This is a genomic window from Roseovarius sp. CH_XMU1461 (genome assembly GCF_037027165.1).
Lineage (GTDB): Bacteria > Pseudomonadota > Alphaproteobacteria > Rhodobacterales > Rhodobacteraceae > Roseovarius > Roseovarius nubinhibens.
The window spans coordinates 198,541-222,760 of record NZ_JAYMDV010000001.1 but is presented as its reverse complement, the minus strand read 5'-3'; the positions used below and the strand labels follow the sequence as shown (position 1 = coordinate 222,760).

Annotated in this window: 20 protein-coding genes and 1 tRNA gene; 12 read left to right on the top strand and 9 right to left on the bottom strand. The window is 63.8% G+C overall.

The window, feature by feature from the left end:
- The first annotated feature begins 5 nt into the window (after positions 1–5).
- The 8 genes from WA237_RS01100 (at position 6) to WA237_RS01065 (ending at position 9,877) form a co-directional block, all read left to right on the top strand.
- Positions 6–82 (top strand) — tRNA-Arg (locus WA237_RS01100).
- A gap of 569 nt (positions 83–651) precedes the next feature.
- A complete protein-coding gene (locus tag WA237_RS01095; protein ID WP_336096347.1) occupies positions 652–1,839 on the top strand; it encodes a hydroxymethylglutaryl-CoA reductase in 1,188 nt (395 codons plus the stop codon).
- Positions 1,836–2,744, top strand: coding sequence for a UbiA family prenyltransferase (locus WA237_RS01090; RefSeq protein WP_336096346.1), 909 nt, complete (start codon positions 1,836–1,838; stop codon positions 2,742–2,744). The genes WA237_RS01095 and WA237_RS01090 overlap by 4 nt, the downstream gene beginning before the upstream one ends.
- Positions 2,744–5,206: a PEP/pyruvate-binding domain-containing protein gene (locus tag WA237_RS01085; protein WP_336096345.1), complete on the top strand. Its 2,463-nt coding sequence runs from the start codon at positions 2,744–2,746 to the stop codon at positions 5,204–5,206. Before WA237_RS01090 ends, WA237_RS01085 begins: the two co-directional genes overlap by 1 nt.
- Entirely contained in the window at positions 5,193–6,293 is a 1,101-nt protein-coding gene (locus tag WA237_RS01080) for a DUF3419 family protein (protein WP_336096344.1), read from the top strand. Before WA237_RS01085 ends, WA237_RS01080 begins: the two co-directional genes overlap by 14 nt.
- Positions 6,294–6,319: 26 nt before the next feature.
- Positions 6,320–7,621, top strand: a complete 1,302-nt coding sequence (locus tag WA237_RS01075) for a hypothetical protein (RefSeq protein ID WP_336096343.1) — start codon at positions 6,320–6,322, stop codon at positions 7,619–7,621.
- The gene (locus WA237_RS01070; protein WP_336096342.1) at positions 7,618–8,463 is read left to right on the top strand and encodes a hypothetical protein; all 846 of its coding nucleotides are present in this window, start codon (positions 7,618–7,620) and stop codon (positions 8,461–8,463) included. The genes WA237_RS01075 and WA237_RS01070 overlap by 4 nt, the downstream gene beginning before the upstream one ends.
- Entirely contained in the window at positions 8,456–9,877 is a 1,422-nt protein-coding gene (locus tag WA237_RS01065; RefSeq protein WP_336096341.1) for an AMP-binding protein, read from the top strand. The genes WA237_RS01070 and WA237_RS01065 overlap by 8 nt, the downstream gene beginning before the upstream one ends.
- A gap of 120 nt (positions 9,878–9,997) precedes the next feature.
- Here the strand turns inward: WA237_RS01065 and WA237_RS01060 are convergent, their stop codons facing one another.
- From WA237_RS01060 to WA237_RS01040, 5 genes are all read right to left on the bottom strand, one after another.
- Positions 9,998–11,419: a dihydroorotase family protein gene (locus WA237_RS01060; RefSeq protein WP_336096340.1), complete on the bottom strand. Its 1,422-nt coding sequence runs from the start codon at positions 11,417–11,419 to the stop codon at positions 9,998–10,000.
- Positions 11,416–12,894 carry an N-acyl-D-amino-acid deacylase family protein gene (locus WA237_RS01055; RefSeq protein WP_336096339.1) on the bottom strand — a complete coding sequence of 493 codons (1,479 nt, stop codon included), beginning with the start codon at positions 12,892–12,894 and terminating at the stop codon, positions 11,416–11,418. The genes WA237_RS01060 and WA237_RS01055 overlap by 4 nt, the downstream gene beginning before the upstream one ends.
- A gap of 73 nt (positions 12,895–12,967) precedes the next feature.
- Positions 12,968–13,501: a TRAP transporter small permease gene (locus tag WA237_RS01050; protein ID WP_009812626.1), complete on the bottom strand. Its 534-nt coding sequence runs from the start codon at positions 13,499–13,501 to the stop codon at positions 12,968–12,970.
- Between the two features lie 25 nt (positions 13,502–13,526).
- Positions 13,527–14,507 carry a TRAP transporter substrate-binding protein gene (locus tag WA237_RS01045; RefSeq protein ID WP_009812625.1) on the bottom strand — a complete coding sequence of 327 codons (981 nt, stop codon included), beginning with the start codon at positions 14,505–14,507 and terminating at the stop codon, positions 13,527–13,529.
- A 31-nt stretch (positions 14,508–14,538) separates the two neighbouring features.
- Positions 14,539–15,822 (bottom strand): TRAP transporter large permease, encoded by a 1,284-nt coding sequence (locus WA237_RS01040; protein WP_009812624.1) that lies wholly within the window; start codon positions 15,820–15,822, stop codon positions 14,539–14,541.
- 119 nt (positions 15,823–15,941) lie between these two features.
- Here WA237_RS01040 and WA237_RS01035 point away from each other — a divergent pair, with 119 nt between their 5' ends.
- Positions 15,942–16,850, top strand: coding sequence for a LysR family transcriptional regulator (locus tag WA237_RS01035; RefSeq protein WP_336096338.1), 909 nt, complete (start codon positions 15,942–15,944; stop codon positions 16,848–16,850).
- Positions 16,851–16,989: 139 nt separating this feature from the next.
- Here the strand turns inward: WA237_RS01035 and WA237_RS01030 are convergent, their stop codons facing one another.
- From WA237_RS01030 to WA237_RS01020, 3 genes are all read right to left on the bottom strand, one after another.
- Positions 16,990–18,264 carry an ABC transporter permease gene (locus WA237_RS01030; protein WP_009812622.1) on the bottom strand — a complete coding sequence of 425 codons (1,275 nt, stop codon included), beginning with the start codon at positions 18,262–18,264 and terminating at the stop codon, positions 16,990–16,992.
- Entirely contained in the window at positions 18,261–19,067 is an 807-nt protein-coding gene (locus WA237_RS01025) for a taurine ABC transporter ATP-binding protein (protein WP_040617797.1), read from the bottom strand. The genes WA237_RS01030 and WA237_RS01025 overlap by 4 nt, the downstream gene beginning before the upstream one ends.
- Positions 19,068–19,176: 109 nt before the next feature.
- On the bottom strand, positions 19,177–20,175 hold the full coding sequence (locus tag WA237_RS01020; protein WP_336096337.1) for a taurine ABC transporter substrate-binding protein: 999 nt from the start codon (positions 20,173–20,175) through the stop codon (positions 19,177–19,179).
- A gap of 256 nt (positions 20,176–20,431) precedes the next feature.
- On the opposite strand from WA237_RS01020, the gene WA237_RS01015 reads away from it, so the two are divergent.
- From WA237_RS01015 to WA237_RS01005, 3 genes are read left to right on the top strand one after another with little or no spacing between them, the layout of a single operon-like run.
- The gene (locus WA237_RS01015; RefSeq protein WP_083780885.1) at positions 20,432–21,211 is read left to right on the top strand and encodes an IclR family transcriptional regulator; all 780 of its coding nucleotides are present in this window, start codon (positions 20,432–20,434) and stop codon (positions 21,209–21,211) included.
- Positions 21,212–21,269: 58 nt separating this feature from the next.
- Entirely contained in the window at positions 21,270–22,574 is a 1,305-nt protein-coding gene (locus tag WA237_RS01010; protein WP_336096336.1) for an NAD(P)/FAD-dependent oxidoreductase, read from the top strand.
- A 30-nt stretch (positions 22,575–22,604) separates the two neighbouring features.
- Positions 22,605–22,979, top strand: coding sequence for a cupin domain-containing protein (locus tag WA237_RS01005; protein WP_286910439.1), 375 nt, complete (start codon positions 22,605–22,607; stop codon positions 22,977–22,979).
- Between the two features lie 83 nt (positions 22,980–23,062).
- Here WA237_RS01005 and WA237_RS01000 read toward each other — a convergent pair whose 3' ends face one another.
- Complete coding sequence (locus WA237_RS01000) at positions 23,063–24,043, bottom strand: DMT family transporter (RefSeq protein WP_336096335.1); 981 nt, start codon at positions 24,041–24,043, stop codon at positions 23,063–23,065.
- Positions 24,044–24,220: the final 177 nt, after the last annotated feature.

The following is a 24,220-nucleotide window of genomic DNA, read 5'->3' as shown; positions in this document are numbered from 1 at the left end:
CCTACGGACCGATAGCTCAGCTGGATAGAGTACTTGACTACGAATCAAGGGGTCGGGGGTTCGAATCCTCCTCGGTCCGCCACTATAAACCTTCCGCACTCTGGAAGTTTAGGTGGCGGCGCTGTCCGGGCGATATCTCACAGATTGCACAATTAGCCTCTTAGCTCAGGCCCGAGTTGTCATTTCGCGACGCTCCTGTGTCATGACCTATGCATGCAATGTGTGGGCTTTGATGGGGTCGCTTGCGGGGTTTGCGCGCCTCTTGGCCTGACAAAGACACGGGGCTGACGGGAGCCGGAGTAACCTACCGGCAGGTCGATCAACGCGCCAAGGACAGGCGCGTTCTTGAGTAAGTTTCAAATTATTGAAATATAAGGATAATTCCCGCGACTTTGCGTGTCCGGCGTGGTCCGCGGAGGGACCGTCAGAAGGGCGGGCCAGTGCAAGGGGCGGATCGGGGGCAGGTGCCAACCGGATGTATTCGCTGGATATTGCAGGTCGACTTGGTAGAGTGGAGCCAGCGCAGGCGTTCATCTGCGGTTGGTGTGTATCGTGGTTTTGCGGAGTTGCGTCTTGATTATTCCCTTTCATGTGCGGGAGATGTTGCGGCGTATCAAAGCGCGCTATGATGTTGACCGCACACCTCAGCAAATGTCCCCGAAGGGCGAGGGGCTCTTGCCCTTGCGCCCGTCTCGAACGGCTGACAGCAAGACGGTTGCGCGGTTTTGGGAGCATCTGAAGCCCAAGGCGAGCGAGGCGGATCAAGCGGAGATCGCAGATCCGGCGACGGTTGCGGCGTCTGAGACCTACAGCGCCAATATCGAGAATTTCATAGGAACGGTGAAAGTGCCGGTTGGCCTTGTCGGGCCGTTGCGCCTGAACGGGATGAACGCCAATGGCGATTTCTATGTGCCGTTGGCGACGACCGAGGCCGCGCTTGTGGCCTCGTATGCGCGCGGGGCCTTTGCCGCGGGGCGGGCAGGCGGGGTCAGCACGGCCGTGCTATATGAAGGGGTGTTGCGGACGCCGGCCTTTGTGTTTGAAAGCCTGCTGCAGGCGGGTCAGTTCGTGGATTGGGTGGTCGGCAATGTCGAGGCCCTGCAGGCGGTGGCGGAGGCCACGACGCGGCATGGCAAGCTGGTGTCGCTCGAGCCGTTCATCGACACGAATATCGTCTTTCTGATCTGCCGTTACACCACCGGCGACGCGGCGGGGCAGAACATGGTGACCATCGCGACCGATGCGTTGTGCCGGGCGATTGCCAAGGACTGCCCCGTGCCCATTGAGAGCTGGTATATCGAGGGGAATTTCTCGGGCGACAAGAAGGCCTCGGCGCTGGCCATGGTGACGGGGCGGGGCCGCAAGGTCAGCGCCTCGGTCACCCTGCCCGCGGGCGTCGTGGAAAAGACGCTTGGCACCAGCGTGGAGGCCATGCTCGCCTATGGGCGGGTGGCCAATCTCGGGGCGCATCTCTCGGGTCAGTTGGGGGCGCAGGCGCATTATGCCAACGGGTTGGCCGCGTTTTACATCGCGACCGGGCAGGACGCGGCCTGCGTCGCCGAAAGCGCGGTGGGGGTGACGCGGATGGAGCCCCGGGGCGAGGATCTTTTCTGCTCGGTGACGCTGCCGAATATCCTTGTGGGATCGGTGGGCGGCGGCACCGGCCTGCCCAGCCAGAGCGCGGCGTTGAACATTCTCGGGCTGAAGGGCGCGGGTCATGGGACGGCCCTCGCCGAGGTGGCCGCCGCGCTGTGTCTTTGCGGCGAGATTTCGATTGTTGCGGCCATCGCTGCGGGGCATTTCACCCGGGCCCATGAGAGCTTGGCCCGCCACAGATGACTTTGCTGGCGCGCCTGTGGATCTATCAATCCGAACGCTTTCCGCTGAAGAAGACCGTGCCGCTTTTGCTGGTGTTCTCTGCGGCGAGTATCTGTGTCTCGGCCCGGCTTGCCGATCGGCCATTGCCCGAGTGGCCCGCCTTTGTGGTGGGCTTCGTGCTGGCGATGGCGCTGTTTTTCCAGATGCGCGTGTGCGACGAGTTCAAGGATGCCGAGGACGACCGGCGCTATCGCCCCGAGCGACCAATTCCGCGGGGGCTGGTGTCCCCGGCGGAGGTGCTGGGGCTTGGGCTGCTGACCCTGCCGTTGGCTGTTGCCGCTGTTTGGGCGTGGTCGCCCCCGGTTCTGTGGTGTCTTTTGCTGGTGTGGGTCTGGCTCGCGGCGATGACGGCGGAGTTCGGGGTGCCGGCGTGGCTCAAGGCGCGGCCGGTTCTCTATCTCGTCAGCCATATGGCGATCATGCCGCTAATCGATCTGCTGCTGACCAGCATCGAGTGGCGACCCGCCGGAGGGGCCGCCGCAGAGCTGTGGCTGTTTCTGACGCTGTCCTTCGTGAATGGCTGTGTGCTTGAGATCGGGCGCAAGCTTTGGTCGCCTGACAATGAGATCGACGGGGTCGACAGCTATTCAGGCCTCTGGGGGTATCGCCGCGCCGCGACGCTCTGGCTCGGCTGTGTGGCGCTGTCTTTGGTGTTTTTGGTGGCCACGGGATTTGCGACGGGCGTGGGCTGGCTGACCCTTGGGGTCGGGGTCGCGGCGGTCCTGCCCTGTGGTCTTGCGGCGCGCAGCTATATGCGGGCGCCGAGCCCCAAGGCCCAGGAGAGGATGGATACCGTCGCGGGGCTTTGGGTGTTCTTTTGCTATGCCACCGCGGGGTTTCTCCCCTTTTTGGTCGGAGGTTTCTGATGAGAGTGATCGTTCCACAATCCGAGGCGGTTGATCCCAGCGTGGTGGGCGGCAAAGCCGCGGCGCTGGCACAGTTGGCGCGTCACGGGTTCAATCCGCCGGCGTTTTTTGTCATCAGCGATGCCGCGTTTCGGGCGGGCAAGGCGGGGCCGATCGCGGTCTCGGGGTTGCGCGAGGCGCTTGCTGCGGCGCTCGATGTGCTGGGACCGGGCCCTTATGCGGTGCGCAGTTCCGGCCGGGCCGAGGATGGTGCCGAGCACAGCCATGCGGGGCAGTTCGATACGGTGCTGAATGTTGCGGGCGGCAAGGTGTTGCAGGCGGCGAAACAGGTCTGGCAATCGGGGTTTGCGGACACAGTCGCCACCTATCGTGCGGTCAAATCCGGGGGCGAGGCCGAAGCCCCGGCGATCATCGTGCAGCGGATGATCGCGGCAACGGCCGCCGGTGTGGCCTTTTCGGCGGATCCGGTGTCGGGACAGCGCAACCGGGTTGTTGTGTCTGCGGTCGAAGGTTTGGGGGATGCCTTGGTGGCGGGAGAGGTGGACGGCGAGGATTGGACCATCGATCCCTCTGGCGCGGCCAAATCTGGGCACGCCGCGCCACGGGTTTTGACGGCAGATCAGGCGCAACAGATCGCCGTGCTGGCGCGGCGGGCGGAAGAGGCGTTTGGCGCGCCGCAAGACATCGAATGGGCCTTCGATGCGGAGGGGCTGCACATCCTGCAGGCACGGCCCATCACCACCGAGCTGCGGCCGGAGCCGCTGCCGGATCAGGCGCTCACCATTTTTGACAATTCCAACATCGTCGAAAGCTATCCGGGCATGGTCAGCCCGCTGACCTATTCCTTTGCCCTGCATGTCTATGCGCGGGTCTATCGCGCCTTTGTGCGGCTTCTGGGTGTGTCAGAGAAAACGGTCGCGGAGAACGCGGCGATCTTTGACAATCTTCTCGGACGCGTGGATGGGCGCGTCTATTACAATCTGGTCAATTGGTATCGGGCGCTGGCGCTCTTGCCGGGGTTTTCGCTCAACCGCGATTATATGGAAACGATGATGGGCGTGTCCGAGCCCATGCCGCGCGAGATCACCGAGGCAATTGGGCCGGCTCCGGTCACAGGCGCGCGCAAGGTTTTGGAATATGGCAAGCTGGTTGCGGTGGCGGGCGGCCTGATCTGGCAGGCGGTGCGGTTGCCGCGGACCCGGCGCAATTTCTATGCGCGGTTGAACAGGGTTCTGGAGCGCGATTTCGACATCGAGGCGGCGAATGCGACCGAGCTCGCGGCCGAGTATCGCCATATCGAAAGCACGCTCTTGGATCGCTGGGACGCGCCATTGGTCAATGATTTCCTGTGCATGATCGCGTTTGGGGCCTCGCGCAACCTGCTGCAGAGGTGGTTGGGCGAGAGGGGGCCGCTGCTGCATAATGATGTCATGATCGGCCAGGGGGATATCGTCTCGGCCGAGCCGGCGCAGCGGATTGCCCATATGGCACGTATGGTGCGCGAGGCCGGGGTCGCGGATCAGCTTGGCGCGGAGTGCAGGGTGGAGACCCTTGCGCCCTATCCTGAGATCGCGGCGGAAATCCGGTCCTATCTGGAGAAGTTCGGGGATCGGTGCACCGAGGAGCTCAAGCTCGAAAGCATCCCGTTGCGCGATGACCCCAGCAGCCTGCTGATGGCTGTGGCGGCCAGCGCCGCCCGTCCCGAAGGCCCGCGGCATGCGGGGAGCGACCCGGACTGGAGGGCGCTCTTCCCCGGCAATCCGTTGAAACGGCAGCTTGCCAAATGGATCGTTGGATGGGCCAAGGCGCGGGTGCGGGACCGCGAGAACCTGCGCTTTGAACGCACCCGTATCTTTGGCCATGCCAGACGTGTGTTTCTAGGCATCGGCCGCGAATTTGCCGCGCGGGGGTTGCTGGCCAAACCGCGTGACGTGTTCCACCTGACGACCTCCGAAGTCTTGGGGGCGGTCGAAGGATTCAGCCTGTCGCCCGATCTCAGGGCTATCGTCGCACAGCGTCAGGGCGAAGATGCGGCTGCCGCCCGACGTCCGGACCCGCCAGAGCGGATAGAGATCCGCGGCCCCGCCATTGCGCCGATCTGGGCCGAGGCCGAGGGGGGCGAGGAGGATCCGGAGCGGGTGAAAACCGGCACCGGCTGTTCGGCGGGTCAGGTGACCGCCAAGGCGCGGGTGATCCGTGATCCGCGGACAGAGGCGCTGCAGCCGGGGGATATCCTCGTGGCGCGTCACACCGATCCGGGCTGGATCGCGGTGTTTTCGAACGCGTCGGCCATTGTCGTGGAGCGGGGATCGCTTTTGTCGCATTCGGCGATTGTGGCGCGCGAGTTGGGTATTCCTTGTGTCGTGGGCCTTAAAGGGGCGACCCAGTGGATCAAGGATGGCGAGAACCTGTCGGTGGACGGGGCAAGCGGCAAGGTGGAGCGGTGCGATGGGGCGGAGTGAAATCGAAGGCAAGGCAGATTTCGATCACATCCGCTATGCCCAGCTGTGGGAAGATGCGGATGTTCTGACCGAGGCGTTGGGCGATTGCGCCGGGGGCACGCTGGTGTCGATCTGTTCGGCGGGGGATAATGCGCTCGCCATGCTGACGCTTGATCCGGCGAAAGTGGTGGTGGTTGATCTGTCGCCGGCGCAGATCGCCTGTTTGAGGCTCAGGATCGGGGCCTACCGGGCCCTGACACATCCCGAGTTTCTGGAGCTGACCGGATCGCGGCCGAGCAGGCGGCGCGCGGTATTGCTGGCGCGGGCGTTGCAAGGCGCTGACGCAGAGACGCATGCCTTTTGGACCGGGCTTATTCCCGAGGTGAGCCGTCATGGGATCGGTGGCATCGGCAAGTTCGAGCGGTATTTTCGCATCTTTCGCACGTGGCTTTTGCCCTTGGTGCATTCCCGGCGCAGGATTGATGAGGTCTTTACCCCGCGCACACCAGAGGCGCGCGAAGCCTTCTTTGAGACGCGGTTCAACACGTTCCGATGGCGGCTCTTGCTCAATATGTTCTTTTCGCGGTTCGTGATGGGACGCATGGGGCGCGACAAGGCGTTTTTCGATCATGTCGAGGGCAGCCCCGCCCAGCATGTGGCGCGACGCATTCGCCATGCAGGGGTTGCGACCGATCCGTCGCAAAACCCCTATCTGCACTGGATTTTGAAGGGCACCCATGGCGCGGCCTTGCCGATGGCGTGGCGGGCCGAGCATTTTGACACGATCCGCGCCCGGCTCGATCGTCTCGATATCCGGCCGGGATCGTTGGAGGCTTTTGTCTCGACCGGCGAAAAAGCCAACGGGTTCAACCTGTCTGATATCTTTGAATATATGTCGCCCGAGACGTTTGAAGCGGTCTATGGATCGGTTCTGTCGGCGGCCGCGCCCAAGGCCCGTCTGGTCTATTGGAACATGATGGCGCCGCGCCGGGTGCCCAAAGCCTATAGCGGTGCGGTTGAAACGCTTGATAGAATCGAGGATCAGCTGAAGGCGCGCGATATGGCATTTTTCTATTCAGATTTTGTCGTCGAAGAGGTGCGTGCGTGAGCGTAGCGCCCCCGATCCTGCTGGCCTTGGCCTGTGTTGCGGCATTGTTGGGATTGATGGCCGTGGTCCGGCGGGTGGCACGACAGGTCGGCCTGAACGCAGAGGTGCAGCGCAAGCTGATGCATGTGGGGACCGGGCTTTTTACGCTGGCTCTGCCGTGGATTTTTCCGCAGGGCTGGCCGGTTTACATGCTGATCGGGGTGACGATGGTCGTGATGCTGATCCTACGTCTGCCCCGGTTTTCGCAGGGACTGGGGGCCACGCTTCACAGTGTGGAGCGCAGGTCCTACGGGGATTTCCTATTGGCGTTGTCCGTCGGGATCTGCTTTCTCGTGGCCGGTGAAAACACCCTGTTCTACGTGCTTCCGATCGCCGTTTTGACATTGGCCGATGCCGCCGCCGCGCTGGCCGGGACAGCCTATGGCACCAAGCGCTATGTGGTGGAGGATGGCGAAAAGAGCCTCGAGGGGTCGGTGGTGTTTTTCGTCATCACACTGCTGGTTGCGATCATCTGCTTCTTGTTCTTGTCGAGCTTGCCGCCGCTCAACATCTTGATGTTGTGCCTGATGGTTGCGGCGTTCGGCACATTGGTCGAAGCGCAAAGCTGGCGCGGGTTTGACAACCTGTTCCTGCCGCTTGGCCTGCTGATTTTTCTGAGGGTGCATTATGACAGCTCCGTGGCGGAGCTGGCGATATTGACTCTTTTGTTCCTGGTCTCGCTGGCCAGTTTCGGCGTGGTGGGGAGCCTGGTCAACCTGAGCAAACACACGACGCGGGTCTATGTCGTGGCGGTGTTCTTGCTATTGGCGGCGGCAAAGTTTCAGAACACTCTTCTGCCGATCATGGTGCTTGCGGCGCATGGTTGGGCGCGGACTGCGTCGCCGTGTGACAGCAAATTCCCCGAGCTGGATGTCGTTGCGGCCTTGGGGCTCTTGGGGTTTGGTTGGCTTGCGGCGGGGCATGCGACGGGGCTCGATGGGGTCGGCTTTTTCGGGCTCAGCGCGATGGGGTTGGCCATGGGGTTCATCGCGGTGGCGCGGCGCGCCTTGACGGTCGCGATTCCTCTGGCCGCCACTCTTTTGTTCCTGATCCGGAGCTGGGCGGTGTCGCAGAACTCTGACTTTTCCAACTGGGCCGAGCCTTTGACCGCGCTGTCGCTTGTCTCGCTCGCGATCATGGCTGTTGTGCCGTCGGTGTTTTCGCAGATGTTTCGAACCAATCGTGTGGCGAAGCTCGGGCTATTGGCGCTGTTGCCGCCGCTGGGCTTTTACGTCTGGTCCTTTCTGGGGGAGGCCGGCGTCGGGATTGTCGGTGGAGGTATCTCATGACGACGCATATCATTCGGACCGAGGGGGCCAAGCTGACTGTGTATCTGGAGGGGCCCGAGTGGGAGGGCGCGCCGAGCGCGACGCTTGGCGATTTCTCCTGCGAGACGCCGGAGGCGGGGCGAGAGGTTCTGCGAAGGGCGATTGAGCACATCCGGGATGCTGGGGGGGATCGGGTCATCGGTCCGATGTCCGGGGATACTTGGCACAGCTATCGGGTCGTGTCCGAGAGCGACGGGTCTGCCGCCTTTCTGATGGAGCCGACGCACAAGCCGCATGAGGCCGAGCTGTTTCGCGCGGCAGGGTTTTCGGTCATCAGCAAGTATTTCTCGGCGCGGGTCGCCCTGGCGCAAACGGCGCAGGCGCCCCCGGCCGCACGTGAGGCGTTTGAAGTCGAGGCCTGGGACGGGCGCAACCCCGAAGCGCTGTTCCGGCAGGTTTATGCGCTTTCGGTCGAAGCCTTTTCCGGAAATGCCTTTTACAAGCCGATTTCCGAGAGCGATTTTCTGGCGATGTATATGCCTGTGGTGCCGATGCTGAAGCGCGAGCTTATCTTTTTTGCCCGTCGCCCGGATGGATCCCTGGCGGGGTTTCTGTTTGGCATTCCCAATTATGCGGAAGGGCCGAACCCCTCTGCCGCCATCCTGAAGACCTATGCCAGTCTAGAGCGAGGCGCGGGGCGCCATTTGGCCAGTCATTTTCACAAATCCGCGCTGCAGCTTGGGTTTGACACGGCCATTCACGCGCTGATCCATGATGACAACCAATCCGCCGAGCGCAGCGTTGCCGAAGGGGCCACGGTGTTTCGGCGGTATGAATTGTTGGGGCTGCGTCTGGATGGCTAATCTTCTGGACCAGTTTGCAGCGGCGGTTGAACGGCACCCGCATCGGACAGCGATCATTGGCGGCGACGGCCGCGAGGTTACCTATCGTGAGTTGCAGATACGGGCGCAGCAGTTTGCCAGAAAATGGCGGCGCAAAGGGATTGCCCATGGCGATCGCGTCTTGCTGGCGATGCCGGTCAACGCTGATCTCTACGCAAGTCTGGCGGGTTTGTGGTCTCTGGGGGCGACGGTGGTTTTGCCAGAACCCGCGATGGGTCTCGCAGGGTTGCGTCATGCTGCGAGAACGACCCGGCCCAAGGCCTTTTGCGCGGCGGGATTGTTCGCGCTTCTGGGGTTCGTGGTGCCAGAGCTCATGCGGCTGCGGCTCTTGCTTCCCGGCGGCGCCCCGGGCGATCAGCCGGTCGCCATGGTGCAGGACGCGGATACGGCGCTCATTTCCTTTACGTCGGGCACCACAGGGCAGGCCAAGGCCATACCGCGCAGTCACGCATTTCTCATGGCGCAGCATGACGCCATCGCGCCGGTTCTGGAGAGCGATCAGGCCGAGCGGGATCTGGTCGCGTTTCCGGTGTTTACCCTGATTAATCTGGCGGCGGGACGCACGACTGTTTTGCCCAATTGGAAGATGAACAAGCTGGATCGGCTCTCGCCCGAGCAATTCTCGGGCTGGATAGCGCAGCAGCAGGTGACGCGGCTTTTGATCCCGCCGTCCTTGTGCGAGACGCTGGCGCGTTGCGAGGGTATTGGGTCGGTGCACAGGGTTTTCACCGGCGGCGGGCCGGTCTTTCCGGATCTCATTGAGAGGCTTCTCGGCAAGCCGGGTCTGGAGGTGGTCTGTGTCTATGGCTCGACCGAAGCCGAACCGATTGCCCATCTAGAGGCGCGCGACATCACGGATCGTGACCTGCGGGATATGGCTGCGGGGATGGGGCTTCTTGTCGGGCGGCCGGTTTCGCAGATCAAACTCCGCATTCGGGACGATGAAGTTCAGGTGGCGGGGGATCATGTCAATGATTGCTATCTCGATCCGGCGCATTCCGAGGAGAACAAGATCAGGGACGGCGGCACGATCTGGCATCGCACGGGCGACGCGGGGCGGCTGGACGCGCAGGGGCGGTTGTGGCTCTGGGGTCGGTTGGGGAGCGATGTGAAAACACCGGGGGGGCGCATGTTTCCCTTCGCGGTCGAAGTCGCCGCACGGCAGTGGTCAGGGGTCCAGCAGAGCGCACTCATCTGCCTCGATGGAGATCCTGTCTTGTGCATTGAAGGTGACGAGGGCCAACTGACAGAGTGGCGTCACTTGGCGCAGGGTTTTGGCGTGTCAGACGTGCTCCATCTGAAGAAAATTCCGATGGACAAGCGCCACAGGTCGAAAGTCGATCGGGCAAAGCTCTTGCAATTCTTGGGCTCGTGAGTGGCAGAGGTTTTGCCGGAGGCTTTGCCTGCGGAGCGGTTTTGAAGGCTTTGAGTTTTTTGGAAAATGTCAGATGGCGGACATGCCCAGCCGGTCCCGGCTGGGCGTGTCGCGCGTCGCTTAACCCGCGTTGGGGGCGGGATGGCGGGTGGGGTGGAAGCTGCCGGGGGCGGCGATGAGGGGGGTGAGGCCACGGGAGGTGGCGGCGTCGAGCCCTTCGGGCGGGACGATCATCGTGGTGCCCGAGCCCACGACCTCGCCGCGGATGAGGATGGGCTTGCCGGAGCCAAAGCTCATCACCGGGCGGCGGGCGTCGAGATCGATCACGGTGACATCGGCATCGGCGCCGGGGGCGAGATGGCCTTTGCGGGTGCCGAGCCCCATTATCCGGGCCGGGGCGATGGAGGTTTTCTGCACGAATTGCGCGAGGGTCAGCGCGTTCAGATGGACCAGCGCCAGCCCGCGTTCGCAGAGGTCGTTGCGGGGCAAGCCGCCGCCATCGGTGGCGAGCGCGTCGATGGCAAAGCTGCCGTCGGGGCGTTTCAGCATGGCGAGCGGGATCGTGGTCTCGGACGGGTTGACGTAGAAGCTCATGCCGATGTTGGTCTCGGCCTCTTGCCATGCGGCGAGGGCCTCGGGCCCGGTTTCAAGGCGGGTCAGCCCATCGCGGGAGACGTGGATATGCGCCCAGCCGGCGAGGATCGCCTCGGCGAGGCCGTCACGGTTGGCGGCAAAGCCACCGGCCTTGAGGTTGCGCTGGGTCGCGACGCTTTCGGGAATGCCGTTGGAACATTTGGCGGAATTGCCGTTGATCGGGGCGAGATAGCTCTCGGACCAGATGTTGGGATAGTCGAGCAGCATGTCGGCCGCCTGTTGCGCCTCGAGAAGCGGCGGGCCTTCAAAGCCGCGGGCGTAGGAATTGACATGCGGCATGTGGAGCGGGTTGCCGGCGGCGAGCTCGCAAGCCTCGGCCAGGCCGCGCAGGTTCTGCGGTGTGTCGAGCGTGCCGGCGTGAAAGGCGACATGGGCGCCTTCGCGGCCGCAGAGCTCGATCACCCGGGCCGAGGCCTCGGCGGTGAGCGGGAAATGACCGCCCAGAACCTTGAGGCCGACGGCACCGGCGCGGCGGGCCTTGGCCAGCGCCTCGGTCAGCTCGTCCATCTGGGGATTGGTGGTGCTCACCGTGTGGCCGGGGCGCACATAGTCAACGCAGGCCAGCGTCAGCCCGGTGCCGGTCGCGGCGGCGATGTCCATCACGCTCTCGATCGGCCCGGCCATGTCGAGCGCGGTGGTCACGCCTGCCAGCGCCAGCATGTTGTGCCCCGCCGCGCCGCCCATCCAGCCCGAGACATGGACATGGGAGTCGATCAGCCCGGGCAGCACATGCAGGCCGGTTGCGTCCTCTTCGCGGCTGGCGGGGCCGGTGATGTCAGCGCCGAGGGCCGCGATCTTGCCGTCCTTGAAGGCGATATCGGTGATTTCATCCAGCCCGTTGACGGGGTCGACCACATGGCCGCCTCTGAGGATCACATCGTAGCTCATTGGTCTTTCCTTCTGTCCGATATTGAGACGACCCGGCCGGGGGCGGTCTTGACCAGCGCCGTGCCGGGGCGTTGGCCCGTGGAACGGCCCTCGGCCCAAACCTCGCGGCCATTGACGAAGACATGTCTGATGCCTTCGGCGGGTCGAATGGGGGTTTCAAATGTTGCGCCTTCGCGGATCGTGGCCGCGTCGAACAGCACCAGATCGGCAAAGCCGCCGATGCTGATGCGTCCGCGTCCGCCGAGGCCAAAGCGATCGGCGGGCAGGGAGGTCATGCGTTGCACCGCCTCTTCGAGAGAGAAGAGCCCGAGGTCGCGGGCATAATGGCCCAAGACGCGCGGAAAGGTGCCCCAGACCCGTGGGTGGGGGTGGCTGCCGCCGGAGATGCCGTCGGAGCAGATCATCGTCTGGCGATAGCTCAGGATGCGTTGGACGTCGGCCTCATCCATGATGAAGAAGATCGCCGTGGCGGGCATCAGCCGGTCGACCGCCGCGTCGAGATCGCAGCCCCAACCCTCGGCGATGTCGGCGAGGTCGCGCCCGGCCATGTCGGGGTAGGTCTCGCTCTCGGCCACGATGACGCGGGTGGCCTGCCGGTGGCGGCCCGAGTTGAGGACGGTGGAAGAGGCGATCCAGGGCGTGGTGTCGAGCCCGACGCGATGCGCGGCGGCGTAGTCTTCGATCATCTGCAGGGTGCGGGTCGAGAGCCCGTGATTGGCCAGGCCTGCGCATTTGTGATGCGAGACATGCACGTCGCAGCAGGCGTCGCGGCCGACGGCAAAGGTCTCTTCCAGCGCCTCGATGACGCGGTCGCCTTCGTCGCGCATATGGGTGACGTAGAGCTTGCCCTCGGCGGCGGCAACGCGGGCGAGCGCGGTCAGCTCGGCCAGAGGCGCGGCGCGGGAGGGGGCGTAGAAGGTGCCGGTGGAGAGGCCGATGGCGCCCTCGGCCAGTGCGCATTCGAGTTGCTGCGACATGGCGGAGAGTTGGCTGGGCGAGGCGGGCTGATCGAGATCGGCCATGGCGTTGGCGCGGAGCGTGGAATGGCCGATGAGGCAGGCCGTGTTGACCGCCGGAGGGTCCTGCACCAGCCGGTCGTGATAGTCGCGATAGCGGGCAAAACGCGGCAGGGCGTCGCCGATGATCATCCGAAGCTGCACCGGCAGGGCGGTCTCGGTGGTGATCGGCGCGATGGAAAAGCCGCAATTGCCGTTGATGATCGTGGTGACCCCTTGGCTGACCATGAAGGGCATGTCGGGATCGGTCAGGACGGCGGCGTCGTGATGCACATGCGGGTCGATAAACCCCGGCGCGAGGATGAGCTCGGTGCCGTCGATCCGCCGCCCGGCCTGCCAGCGCGAGAGATCGCCGATGGCGGTGATGCGGTCATCGCGCACGGCGAGATCGGCGGCGTAGCGCGGGGCGCCGGTGCCGTCGATGATCTCGGCGCCGTGGAGGATCAGATCAGCCTGCATGGGACAGGTCCTTTGGGTCACGTGATGGTGGTCGGGTCAGCCGGGTCAGTCTGGGCCGGTCAGTCTGGGCAGGTCAGTCGGGTGCGGCGCGGCGCGTGTCCCAGCCGTCGCCGCACCAGCGGGCCAGAAGATGCACGAGGATGATCAGGATCATCAGCGGCACGGCGATGGCGACCCAGACGGTTGTGATGGGCAGCGCCTCGGCCATGGTCTTGCTGTGGCGGAGCAGAAAGCTGCGCGCCGGGTTGAGGCCGGGGCCGTAGAAGCAATAGATCAGGATCGGCACGAGATAGGTCAGGACCACCGCCGAGCGGATGATCTCGGCCGCGACCTGCATCCAGGGCGGGCCGTTTTTCACGCCGTTCATCAAGGCCGGGTCAAAGCGGCGTTTGAACGCCATGCTGGCGCCGATCAGCCCCGCCCAGATCATCGCATAGCGTGCGAGCTCTTCGGTATAGGGCGGGGGCTGTTGGAAGATATAGCGCGCCACGACCTGCAACAGCACCGCAGCGACCAAGACGATGATCGCGAAGGAGGTGATGATGCTGGCCACCACGTCGATCGCCCCGCTGATGCGCAGAACTGTGGTTTGTATCTTGCCTGTCATGGCGCGCGTCCTTTTCGTGAGCGGCTTACTGGGCCGCGGCTTTGGCCTGATCCCAGAGGGCAAGCTGTTCGGCGGTCAGGGTCTCGGACCAGAGCGGTTTCGCGACGGCGATGATCTTGTCGCGTTCGCCTTCGGCCAGCGGGGTGATGGTCACGCCCAGCTCGACCTGTTTCTCGGTGACCGAGGTCGACCATTCGGCCACCCAGTCGCGGTTGGCGGCGAGGCCCGCGTCAACGGCGGCGTCGATCTGGGTTTTTTCTTCGTCCGAGAGGGTCTGATACCAATCCTCGGAGATCACGATGGCGCGCGACGAGGGCCAGAGATCTGCGGGGGTGTAGTATTTCAGGAAGGAGGTGTGACCATTGCGGATGGCCGAGCTGGGCGGGTTGAAATAGCCGTCGGCGACGCCGGTCTGGATCGCGTTGGCGACCTCGGCCCAGGCGATGACGGTGCCGCTGCTGCCGATGGCCTCTTGCAGCTTGATCTGTTCGGGGTTCAGTGCGCGAAACCGCAGCTCTGCCATCTGGTCCATCGTGCTGATCGGCATTTTGGAATTGTGGATGCCCATGGCCGTGCCGATGTAGTTCAGCCCGACGAGGCGGATGCCACTTTCCACCAGCGGTTTGTTGAACTCATCCATCAGCTTGCCGGCCTCGATGGTCGCATCCATTTCGGCATCCGAGGCGAAATAGAAGGGCAGGATCACGCCCTTGAGCAGCGGCGACATGGAATAGACGGTCGACGCCGCCGCGAGATTGACCTCGAGCAGGCCTTGGGCGACTTGGTCGAGCCGTTCTTTTTCCTTGCCCAGCGTGTTGGACGGGTACATCTCAACGGTGAAATCGGTGCCTTCAAGAGCGGCGGCAAAGCCTTGGGCAAAGGCGGCCTCGCCGCTCACCGTGGGATCGTCAACGGAGTTCATCGCGATCTTGATCTCTGCGGCCTGCAGCGGGGCGACGGTCATCATGGTCAGCCCGATGGCGGTCAAAGTGTTGAGCAGTTTCATTTTTTCTCTTTCTCTCTCTGTTGGTTCGGGGTCAGCGCAATCCCAGCGCGCGTGGCAGTGCGAGGGATATTTCGGGGACGAAAGTCAGAACGATGAGGATCAGGACTTCGACGAAGAAGAACGGCAAAGTGGCGCGGATCAGCCGCCAGTAATCCATGTTGACCACCGTCGACAGGATCAGCAGCACCGCGCCCAAGGGAGGCGACAGCAGCCCGGCGGTGATGTTGAAACAGATCACGATGCCGAGATGCACCGGGTCGATCCCCATGAGCAGCGCGGCGGGCACGAAGATCGGCGCAAAGAGCGCGACGGCGGCCTTGACGTCCATCGCCATGCCAGCGCCGAGAAAGATCACGTTGATCAGCATCAGATAGCCGAGCGGGCCAAGGCCCCAGCGTTCGACCACGGCCTGAATGGCCTGCGGCCATTGCAGGAGTGCGGCGATATAGGAAAAGGTCGAGATCGCGCAGAGCAGGATGAACACGCCGCCGAGCATCACGCCGGTGCGCACCAGGCTCTCGCGGATGTCGGCCCATTTGAGCTGACCATAGCCGATGCCGATCAGCAGCGCCGCCAGCACCGCAACGGCGGCGGCCTCGGCCGGGGTCATGATGCCAAAGAGCGTGCCGCCGAGGATGATCACCGGCAGCAGCATCGCCGGGACGGCGCGGCGGAAGGACGGCCAGAGCGCTGGCAGGTCCATGCCCTTGCCGCCGGGATGGTCGTCGCGATGGGCGAAATAGGCGTTCATCGCCATCAGCACCGCGGCCAGCAGGAGGCCCGGCAGGATGCCCGCGGCAAAGAGCGCGGTGACATTGGTGCCCATCAGCGCGCCGTAAAAGATCATGATCGACGAGGGCGGAATGATCGGCCCGATGATCGAGGAGGCGCCGGTGATGGCGGCGGCATATTCGCGGGTGTAGCCGCGGCGCTCCATCTCGGGGACGAGGGAATTGCCAAGCGCGGCGGCGTCCGCCGTGGCCGAGCCGGAGACGCCTGCGAAAAACACCGAGGTGGCGATGTTCACATGGCCGAGCCCGCCTTTGAGCCGCCCGAAGAGCGACATGCAGAAATCGATCAGCGCGGCGGCGACACCGCCCCGGTTCATCAAATCGCCCGCAAAGATAAAGAGCGGCATGGCGAGGAAGGCGAAACTGTCGAGCTGGCTAAAGAGCCGCTGGGGCAGCACGGCGATGAACTGGGCCTTGTCGACGGCGACGAAGGTCAGGATCGCCGAGGCGCCGATCAGATAGGCGATGGCCGTTCCGGCGAAGAGGGCGACGGCGGTGCCGAAGAGAATGAAGGAGACGGGCAAGGTGGGATCCAGACCTGGGAAAGTGTTGCTTGAGCCTGCGAGGAAGTGGCGCATGACAAAATAGAAAACTTTTGGTAGTCCCATAGCATATTACTATGGATGCATAGGGAAATCGGCCTATGAAAGGCGTGACTCTTCAACGTTTGCAGGTGTTTTGCGCGGTGTACAAAGCGGGCTCGATCTCGCAGGCGGCGCGGGACATGTTTTTGTCTCAGCCTACGGTCAGCAGGCATTTGCACGATTTTGAGGCAGTGATGAATCTCACGCTGTTTCTGCGGGACAAGGGCAGGCTTGTCCCGACCGAGGCGGCGGATGCGCTCTATGACAGCAGCCGGTTTCTCGACGAGGGGATTTCGCGGCTGGAAAGCCGGGTGGCGTCGATCCGGCAGGGCTCGGGGATGCGGCTTGCGGTGATGGGGGTGACGCTGATGATGCCCTATTTCATCCCGCAGGCCATTTTGCGGCTTTTGCGGGACATGCCGGCGCTGGATTTCTCGGTCAACACCGGCATTCTGTCGCAACAGCTTTCGGTCTTGCGCAATGGTCAGGTGGATATCGGGCTGGCGGCGGGTGGTGTGTTCACCTCGGATATTCAGTCGGAAAAGCTGGGGGAGGGGCGGCTCATGGCGCTGATCCCCGAGAGCTGGGATCTGGCGGAGAAGGCCGAGATTGATCTGGCGGATCTCTGCGACCGGCCGACGGTCAATCTCACCGCGCGGGGGCCGATCGGGCGGGTCCTGTCAGATGCGCTGGCGGAGCGGGGGTTGTCGTTTGATCGGCAGATCATGGGGCATTCGCTGTTCACGGCGCCCTATCTGGCGGCGTCCTTGGGGCGGGCGGTGGTGGTGGATGAATACACGGCCTTTAACCACCCGGTGCCGAGCCTGCGGCTCAGGCCGCTCAGCCATGAGCTGACCTTCGATATTTCCGCGATCTTCCATGCGCAATCCGAGCGGTCGATCGCCGCGGAGAGCTTTGTCGGGCATTTGCGGGCGTTGCTCAGGGATTGGGACGGGGCACCGGCCTGAGGGGCAAATCCGCGAAAATGGCCTGTCGGCAGCGCGTCGGTAACACGTCGGTATTGCGACTGTGCCCAAAATCGGGGGGACGGGCCCATAATAAAGGCGGCCCGGGGGCCGCCTTTGCTGTCTCGTGATACCGAGCGGATCAGCTGCGGCCCTTCCAGGGGACGAGCACCCGTTCGGCCCAGCGCATCAGCATGTCGATGCCAAAGCCGATGACCCCGATGAGGATGATCCCGAGGATCACGATATCGGTGTTCTGGAAGCGCGAGGCGACCATGATCATCATGCCGGCGCCCTGTTCGGCGGCGACCAGTTCGGCGGCCACGACGGTGCCCCAGCAGACCCCCATCGCCACCCGCGCCCCAGTAAAGATCTCGGGCAGCGAGTTGGGGATGATGACATAGCGCATGATCTGCCATTTGCTCGCACCGAGCGAATAGGCGGCATGCACCTTGGAGATCGCCACGCCGGACACGCCGGAGCGGGCGGCAATGGCCATGATCCAGAGCGCCGCGAGGAAGAGCAGGATGATCTTGCCCGCCTCGCCGATGCCGAACCAGATGATCACCAGCGGGATCAGCGCGAGCGGCGGCACCGGGCGCATGAATTCCACGATCGGGTCAAACCAGCCGCGGAACCAGTTGCTCAGCCCCATGGCATAGCCCAGCGGGATGCCGACCAGCGCCCCGATCAAGAAGCCCACGACCACGCGGAAGAGCGAATAGCCGAGATGTTCCCAGAGGGTGAAGTTGCGGAAGCCTTCGTCGAGCACGCGGATGGTGCGTGTCCAGACCTCTTCGGGCGGCGGCAGGTAGAGCGGCTCCATCTGCCAGCCCCGGCTCGGCGCGTAGTTGGGCGTGCCCTTGTCCGAGAGGGTGACCGTGCCGCTGTCGATCTTGACGGTGCCACCACGGGTGATGGGCTGGCCGTTGATGGCCACCACTTCGGCGCCGTCGCTCTTGCTGATCTCGTCATTGGCATCGACGCGGATCAGGCCGGAACGCCATTGCGCCATGGCCTCGGAATCGTTCTTGGCAAAGCCGTCGCCGGGATCGACCTCGGGGGCGTCGACCTTTTCGTCGCGCGGATAGACCACCACGGTGACGGTGGCGTCATCGCGCTGGCCATTGGCCTCGGCGGTGTAGGTGAACTCGGCCGTGCCGACGAAAGGCGCGGGCGCGTGCAGGAAGCGGGGCAGCAGGCTCGAGCCGGTGAACATGCCCCAGATGAAGAAGATGGTGAAGATCGAGATGATCCCGGCCGCCCGGTTCGGACGCACGGCGCTTTCATCGCCGAAGGTCACGGTCTTGAGCGAGGTGTAGTCGCGCAGGGTGGCGCGCTGGATCACCTTGGTGACGATCAGATAGGCGCCGACGAAAATGCCCACATAAATGGCGAGAACGAAAAACCCGGTCATGCTGCATTCTCCGTGCGGCCCATGATTTCCTCTTCCATGTCCCAGATCATCGAGAGGATTTCCTCACGTTTGGGGCCGAAATCGGGATGTTTCTTGACCTCGCGCAGATCGGCGCCGACGCCGAGCTCTGCGAAGGGCAGGCGGTATTCCTTGTGGATGCGGCCGGGGCGCGGGGCCATCACGACCAGCCGTTCGCCCAAGAGCAGCGCCTCTTCCACCGAGTGGGTGATGAGGATGATCGTCTTGCCGGTCTCTTTCCAGAGCTTGAGCACGAGGCTTTGCATCTTTTCGCGGGTCAGCGCGTCGAGCGCGCCGAGCGGTTCGTCCATCAAGATCACGTCCGGGTCATTGGCGAGGCAGCGGGCCAGCGCCACGCGCTGCTGCATCCCGCCCGACAGCTCGTAGACGGCCTTTTCCTTGAAGTCCTGAAGGCCCACGACATCGAGCAGATGATTGACGATCTCGTCTTTCTCGGATTTGGGCATGCCCTTCATCGAGGGGCCAAAGCCCACGTTTTCGCGCACCGACATCCATTCGAAGAGCGCGCCCTTCTGGAACACCATGCCGCGTTCGGCATCGGGGCCAGAGATCGTGTGGCCGTTCATCACCAGCTTGCCTTCGGTGGGCGCAAGGAACCCAGCCACGATATTCAACAACGTGGTCTTGCCGCAGCCCGAGGGGCCGAGCACACTCATTAACTCACCTTCTTTGAGGTGCAGCGATACATTCTTGAGCGCCTGGACCGCGCTGCCGTCGGGCAGCTCGAAGCGCATGGAAAGGTTTTCTATGGAAAGTCCGGTCATAAAGGCCCCACCTGTTTCCGTTTTATAGTCGTCCCGGGCGAGGCGGCCCCCGCATCCGTATGTTGGGGTGTCACCGACACCGGGAGACCCGGTGCCGGTGGGTTTGGCCTTACATGCCTTGGGCGGCTTTCAGGGGCTCGATGTTGAGCGCGCCTTCATAGCTGTCCAGAGCCGAGTCGATCGAGCCGGCTTCGACGAAGACATCGGCGACGCCTTTCATGAAGCCCGCAGCGGTGCCACCGAGCCAGGCTTCGGAGAGCTGCTCTTCGATGGTCGGGAAGGACATGGTGCCGATCGCGCTGCGCGCGGCTTCGAGATCCATACCCGATTGCTCGGCGATGACGGCCAGCATCTCGTCGCTCTTGCCGTCGTTCCAAGCGCTGTTCGCGTCGGCGGTCACTTTGAGGAATTTGGCCAGAGTGTCCCCGTTTTCGGCGGCAAAGGCGGCGGGAACCGAGGTCACGTCAAAGACGAGAATGCCGATTTCCTGCTTTTCAGCGCCGGTGAGGAGCACGTCGCCATGTTCGCGCATGGTGGCCCAGCCGCCGCCATAGCCGCAGGCAAAGTCAACGGCGCCCTGGGCGAGCGCGTTGCCACCTTCGGGCGGCGGCATGTCGACGATCTGCAGGCTGTCGAGCGGCACGCCAAAATGGTCCATCTGACGGATGAAGCTGTAATGCGCGGCGGTGCCGAGCGGCACGGCCACTTTCTTGCCCGCCAGTTCGCCGGCGGAATCCTTGGTGATTTCGAGGTCTTTGCGCACGGCGCAGCCTTGGTTTTCGGCATAGCTCACCGCGACGTCGACCAGCTGCAGGTCCTGGCCGCCGGAGGTGGCGACGACGAAGGGCGGCAGGCCTTGGCTCACCGAGATCTGGACATCGCCCGAGGCCATGGCGGCGCTCATCGCGGTGCCGGTCTCGAAGCTCACCCAGTTGACCTTCATGCCGAGGGCTTCGTCATAGGAGCCATCGGCCTTGGCGGCGAGGAAGGGCATCGGCCATTCGAGGAAGTAGCCGACGGTGAGTTCTTCCATGGCTTGGGCGGTGGTGGCCTGCATCGACAGGGTCAGCGCCGTGCCGGCCACGAGGGCGGACATCAATTTTTTCATGTTAATTCTCTCTCTCCTGTTGGGCTTGCCCGATGATTGTGCCGCATGGCACGCACCGGAGGACCCGATCTGTTATTTCGCATTGCGGAATGCTATTCCGATGGGCGAGATTAGTTTGTCGCTGTTAGCGCCGTCAATGCCGTTGGGGCAGACGCCGGGCGACTTGAGCAGTGAAATCGTAAAACTGGCATCATTAAATACCCACTTGTCAGGAAATCATATGTCCAGTAGTTCCGTATTACGGGAGGTCGATGTCATGGCAAAAGCACCAAGCAGTTCAATCGTCAGCAAATGCGCCAAGGTGATGGATGTTTTGTCCGTCGCAAAAACGCCGATGCAATTTTCCGAAGTCGTCGAAGCTACGGGCTTCGTGAAATCCTCCTGTCACCGCATCCTTGCGGTGCTGATCAGCGAGGGGCTGGCGGAATATGACACGGCGAATCGCACCTATCGGACGGGGACGCGGCTGCATCAATGGGCGCGTTCGGCCTGGCGGCGAATCGATCTGCAGAAGCTCGCGGGCGACGAGATGCTGCGGCTCAATGACGTGACCGGGCTCAATGCGGCGCTGTCCATTCTGGACGGCAATTCGATCCTCTATCTGCGCACCGAAGACCATGTGCCGATCCGGCTCGCGGCGCGGGCGGGAGACCATGCGCCATTGCATTGTACGGCGGCGGGCAAGGTGTTTCTGGCCTTCGCGCCCCCGGCCCGGCGGGACGAGCTTCTGGGGCAGATCACCTATGATAAATATACCGAATATACGCTCACCTCGCGGCAGCAGGTGGAGCGCGATCTGCTGCTGACGCAGGCGCGGGGCTATGGCACGGCGCTGCGCGAAGAGTTCCTGCAGATCACCGGCATGGCGGCCCCGGTTCGGGACGAAAAAGGCGATGTGATCGCGGCCGTGTCGCTGTGGTCTCTAGACCGGGATGCGAGCCCCGAGGCGGTGATCGCGCGGGCGGGGGATCTGCTCGACGGGGTCAAGCGGATCTCGCAGCAGATCGGCTGGGCACCGGAAGAGGAAGAGGCTTGACGCAAAGCCGGTAGCTCTCACATAATGATAGGGGAGTTCCGTAATGTGAGAGGCCATCATGACAGCGCCCCGGATCGCAGGCCCCTGGCCAGAGTCGCTTTGGCGGGCCACCGCGCCCATTGTCGCCCCGAGTCCCCGGCTCGAGGGAGAGCAACGGGCCGATGTGGCCATCATCGGGGCCGGGTTCACCGGATTGCGCGCAGCGCTGGAGTTGGCGCAGGTGGGCAGCGACGTGGTGGTGGTGGATGCGGGCGATGTCGGCTGGGGCGCGTCTGGACGCAATGGCGGGCAGGTCAACCCGATGATGCCGTTCAACGGGCCGGAACAGCTGCGCAAGCTGCTCGGGCCGCAGCATTTCGAACGGCTGGCGGAGGCGTCACTGGCGTCGGCGGATGATCTCTTTGACACGATCGCGCGGCATGGCATCGACTGTCAGGCGCGGCAAAACGGCTGGCTCCGGGTGATCCATTCGGCCAAGGCGCATCAGGCGGCGCTGCGCGATGTGGCGGAATGGCGGGCGATGGGCGCGGAGTTCGAGCTGGTCGAGGGCGAGGCGCTGTGGGCGATGGCGGGCACGCGGGCCTATCGGTCGGGGGTGGTGAGCCCGCGCGGCGGCGCGGTGCAGCCTTTGATGCTGGCGCAGGGCTTTGCCGAGGCGGCGCGGCGGCATGGGGCGCGGATCTTTGGCCAGAGCCCGGTGACGGATCTCAGCCGGGCCTCTGGCGGTGTCTGGGAGCTGCGGAGCAAAGAGGGGGTGGTGCGGGCGCCGATGGTGATCGTGGCGACCAATGCCTATAGCAGCAATCTGGTGCCGGGGTTGCGCCGCTCGCTTTTGCCCGCGACGCCGGTGCAGATCGCCAGTGAACCGCTGGAAGACAGTGTTATCAATGAGATACTACCGCAAGGCCACACGATTTCCGACAGTCGCAGGGTCATCATGTTTGGCCGCAGAGAGCCGGACAACCGGATGATCTATGGCAGCATGGGGCGGCTGGTGAAGCCGGATGTCTTTGCCGGGTTCGACTGGCTCCGGCGCGATGCCGAGCGGGTCTATCCGATGCTCAAGGGCGTGCGCTGGGAGTATCGCTGGGGCGGGCATATCGCGCTCACCGATGATCACCTGCCGCATCTGCATGAGCCGCAGCCGGGGCTCTTGGCGGGGTTTGGCTATAACGGGCGCGGCGTGGCGCTGTCGTCGGTCATGGGACGGGTTCTGGCGCAGCGGGCGCTTGGCGCGCCGGCGGAGAGCCTGGCCTTTCCGGTGACGCCGATCCGGCCTGTGCCCTGGCGCGGGATCAAGCGGCTCGGCATGGGGCCGGCGATCTGGACGATGAAGATGATGGATTATCTGGAAACGCGGTAGGCCCGCAATTTACATAAGGAAACCAGTGAGATGAAAGATCAAGCGACAGCACCTGCCTTTGTCCTTTTCGGGCAGCCCGAGGTGGAAAAGGTGACGAAACCGACGACCGAGCGGCTCGTGTCTGGCGAGGCGAAAGAGGGCGTTTGGCTCTATTGTGACGATGCGCAGACCGGGTCGAAATTCGGTCAGTGGGACTGTACCGAAGGGCGGTTTCGGATCACCATGGAGGGCTATACCGAGTTCTGTCACATCCTCGAGGGCGAGGCGGAGATCACCGTTTTGGCCAGTGGCGAGACCCGGACCGTCAAGGCGGGCGACAGTTTCGTGATGCAGGCGGGGCTCGAGATGGAGTGGCATGTGCCGCGCTATATCCGCAAATCTTTCGTGGTGAGCAGCCTCGTCTGAGGCGGCGGTATCCTGTGAAAAACGGGGCATCGGCAGCGCGGCGGTAACACGTCGGTATCGCGTCGGTGCCCCTGTGAGACCTCTCAGAGCCGTTTTTGCGTGCGGCGCGCGGCGGCGATGGGGCGGCCAAGACGGCGTTCGCGCAGGAAGACGAAGAGCCCCGCGCCAAGGATCAGCGCGATGCCGAGGCTGGTGCTCAGCCCCGGCAGATTGCCGAAGATCATGAAGCCCCAGAAGATCGCCAGCGGCAGGCCGGTGTATTCAAAGGGCGCGACGGTGGCGGCGTTCGAGAGGCGATAGGCCTGCGACATGGAATAGCCCACCACCCCCGCCACAAGCCCCAGCGTCAGGAAGAGCCAGCGGTCATTGCCCTCGGGCCAGATCCACGGGCGCAGGAGAAAGCGCAGGCTCTCGGCCTCGACCATGTCGTGATAGCGGCCATCGCCCGCGACGAGCCAGAAGAGCGCGCCGACGATCAGGAACATGCCTTGCAGATAGACCGCGAGGGCCGAGCCTCGGGTGGTGACGCCAAGCTTGCGGGTCAGGAGCTGGGTGATGGCATAGGCGAGCGCGCCAATCACCGGCAAGAGATAGACGAAGAAGGGCGCATCGCGTTCCGCGCCGCCCGCCCAGGGCCGGGTCACGATGATCACGCCGATGAGGCCCACGACCACCGCACCGATCCGGTAGGGGCCGACCTTTTCGCCCAAGAAGGGGATGCTCAAGAGCGTGATCAGCAAAGGCGAGATAAAGAAGATCGCCGTGGTTTCCGCCAGATCAAGCACCGCCAGCGCGGTGAAGAAGGACATGTTGGCCGTCACGATCATCAGCCCGCGCAGGATATGCAGACCGGGGCGTTTGGTGCGCAGGATGTGCCAGCCGCCTTCGTAGCGGACCAGCGCGAGGCTGAAGAGGATGCCGATGGCGGAGCGGGTGAAGACCATCTGATGCAGCGGGTAGCCGCCCGAGAGGAACTTGATCAGCATGTCATTGACCGAGATCGCGGTGATGCCGACCAGCATGAAGGCGATGCCGATGGCGGGGTTGGGCGCGTCGCTGTGCATGGGGGCTCCTTTCGCGGTCACACTAGGCGGGGGTGGCGGGGCTGTCACGCGGCAAGTGGGCGGGGTCTGGCGGCCCGGGTCTGAGCGGGCCTAAGGGAGGCTGCTGACAGGTGGGATCAGCAGGGGGGATCTGTGCAGGGCTGCACGGTGATCCCTGCGACATCCTCTCTTTCGCGC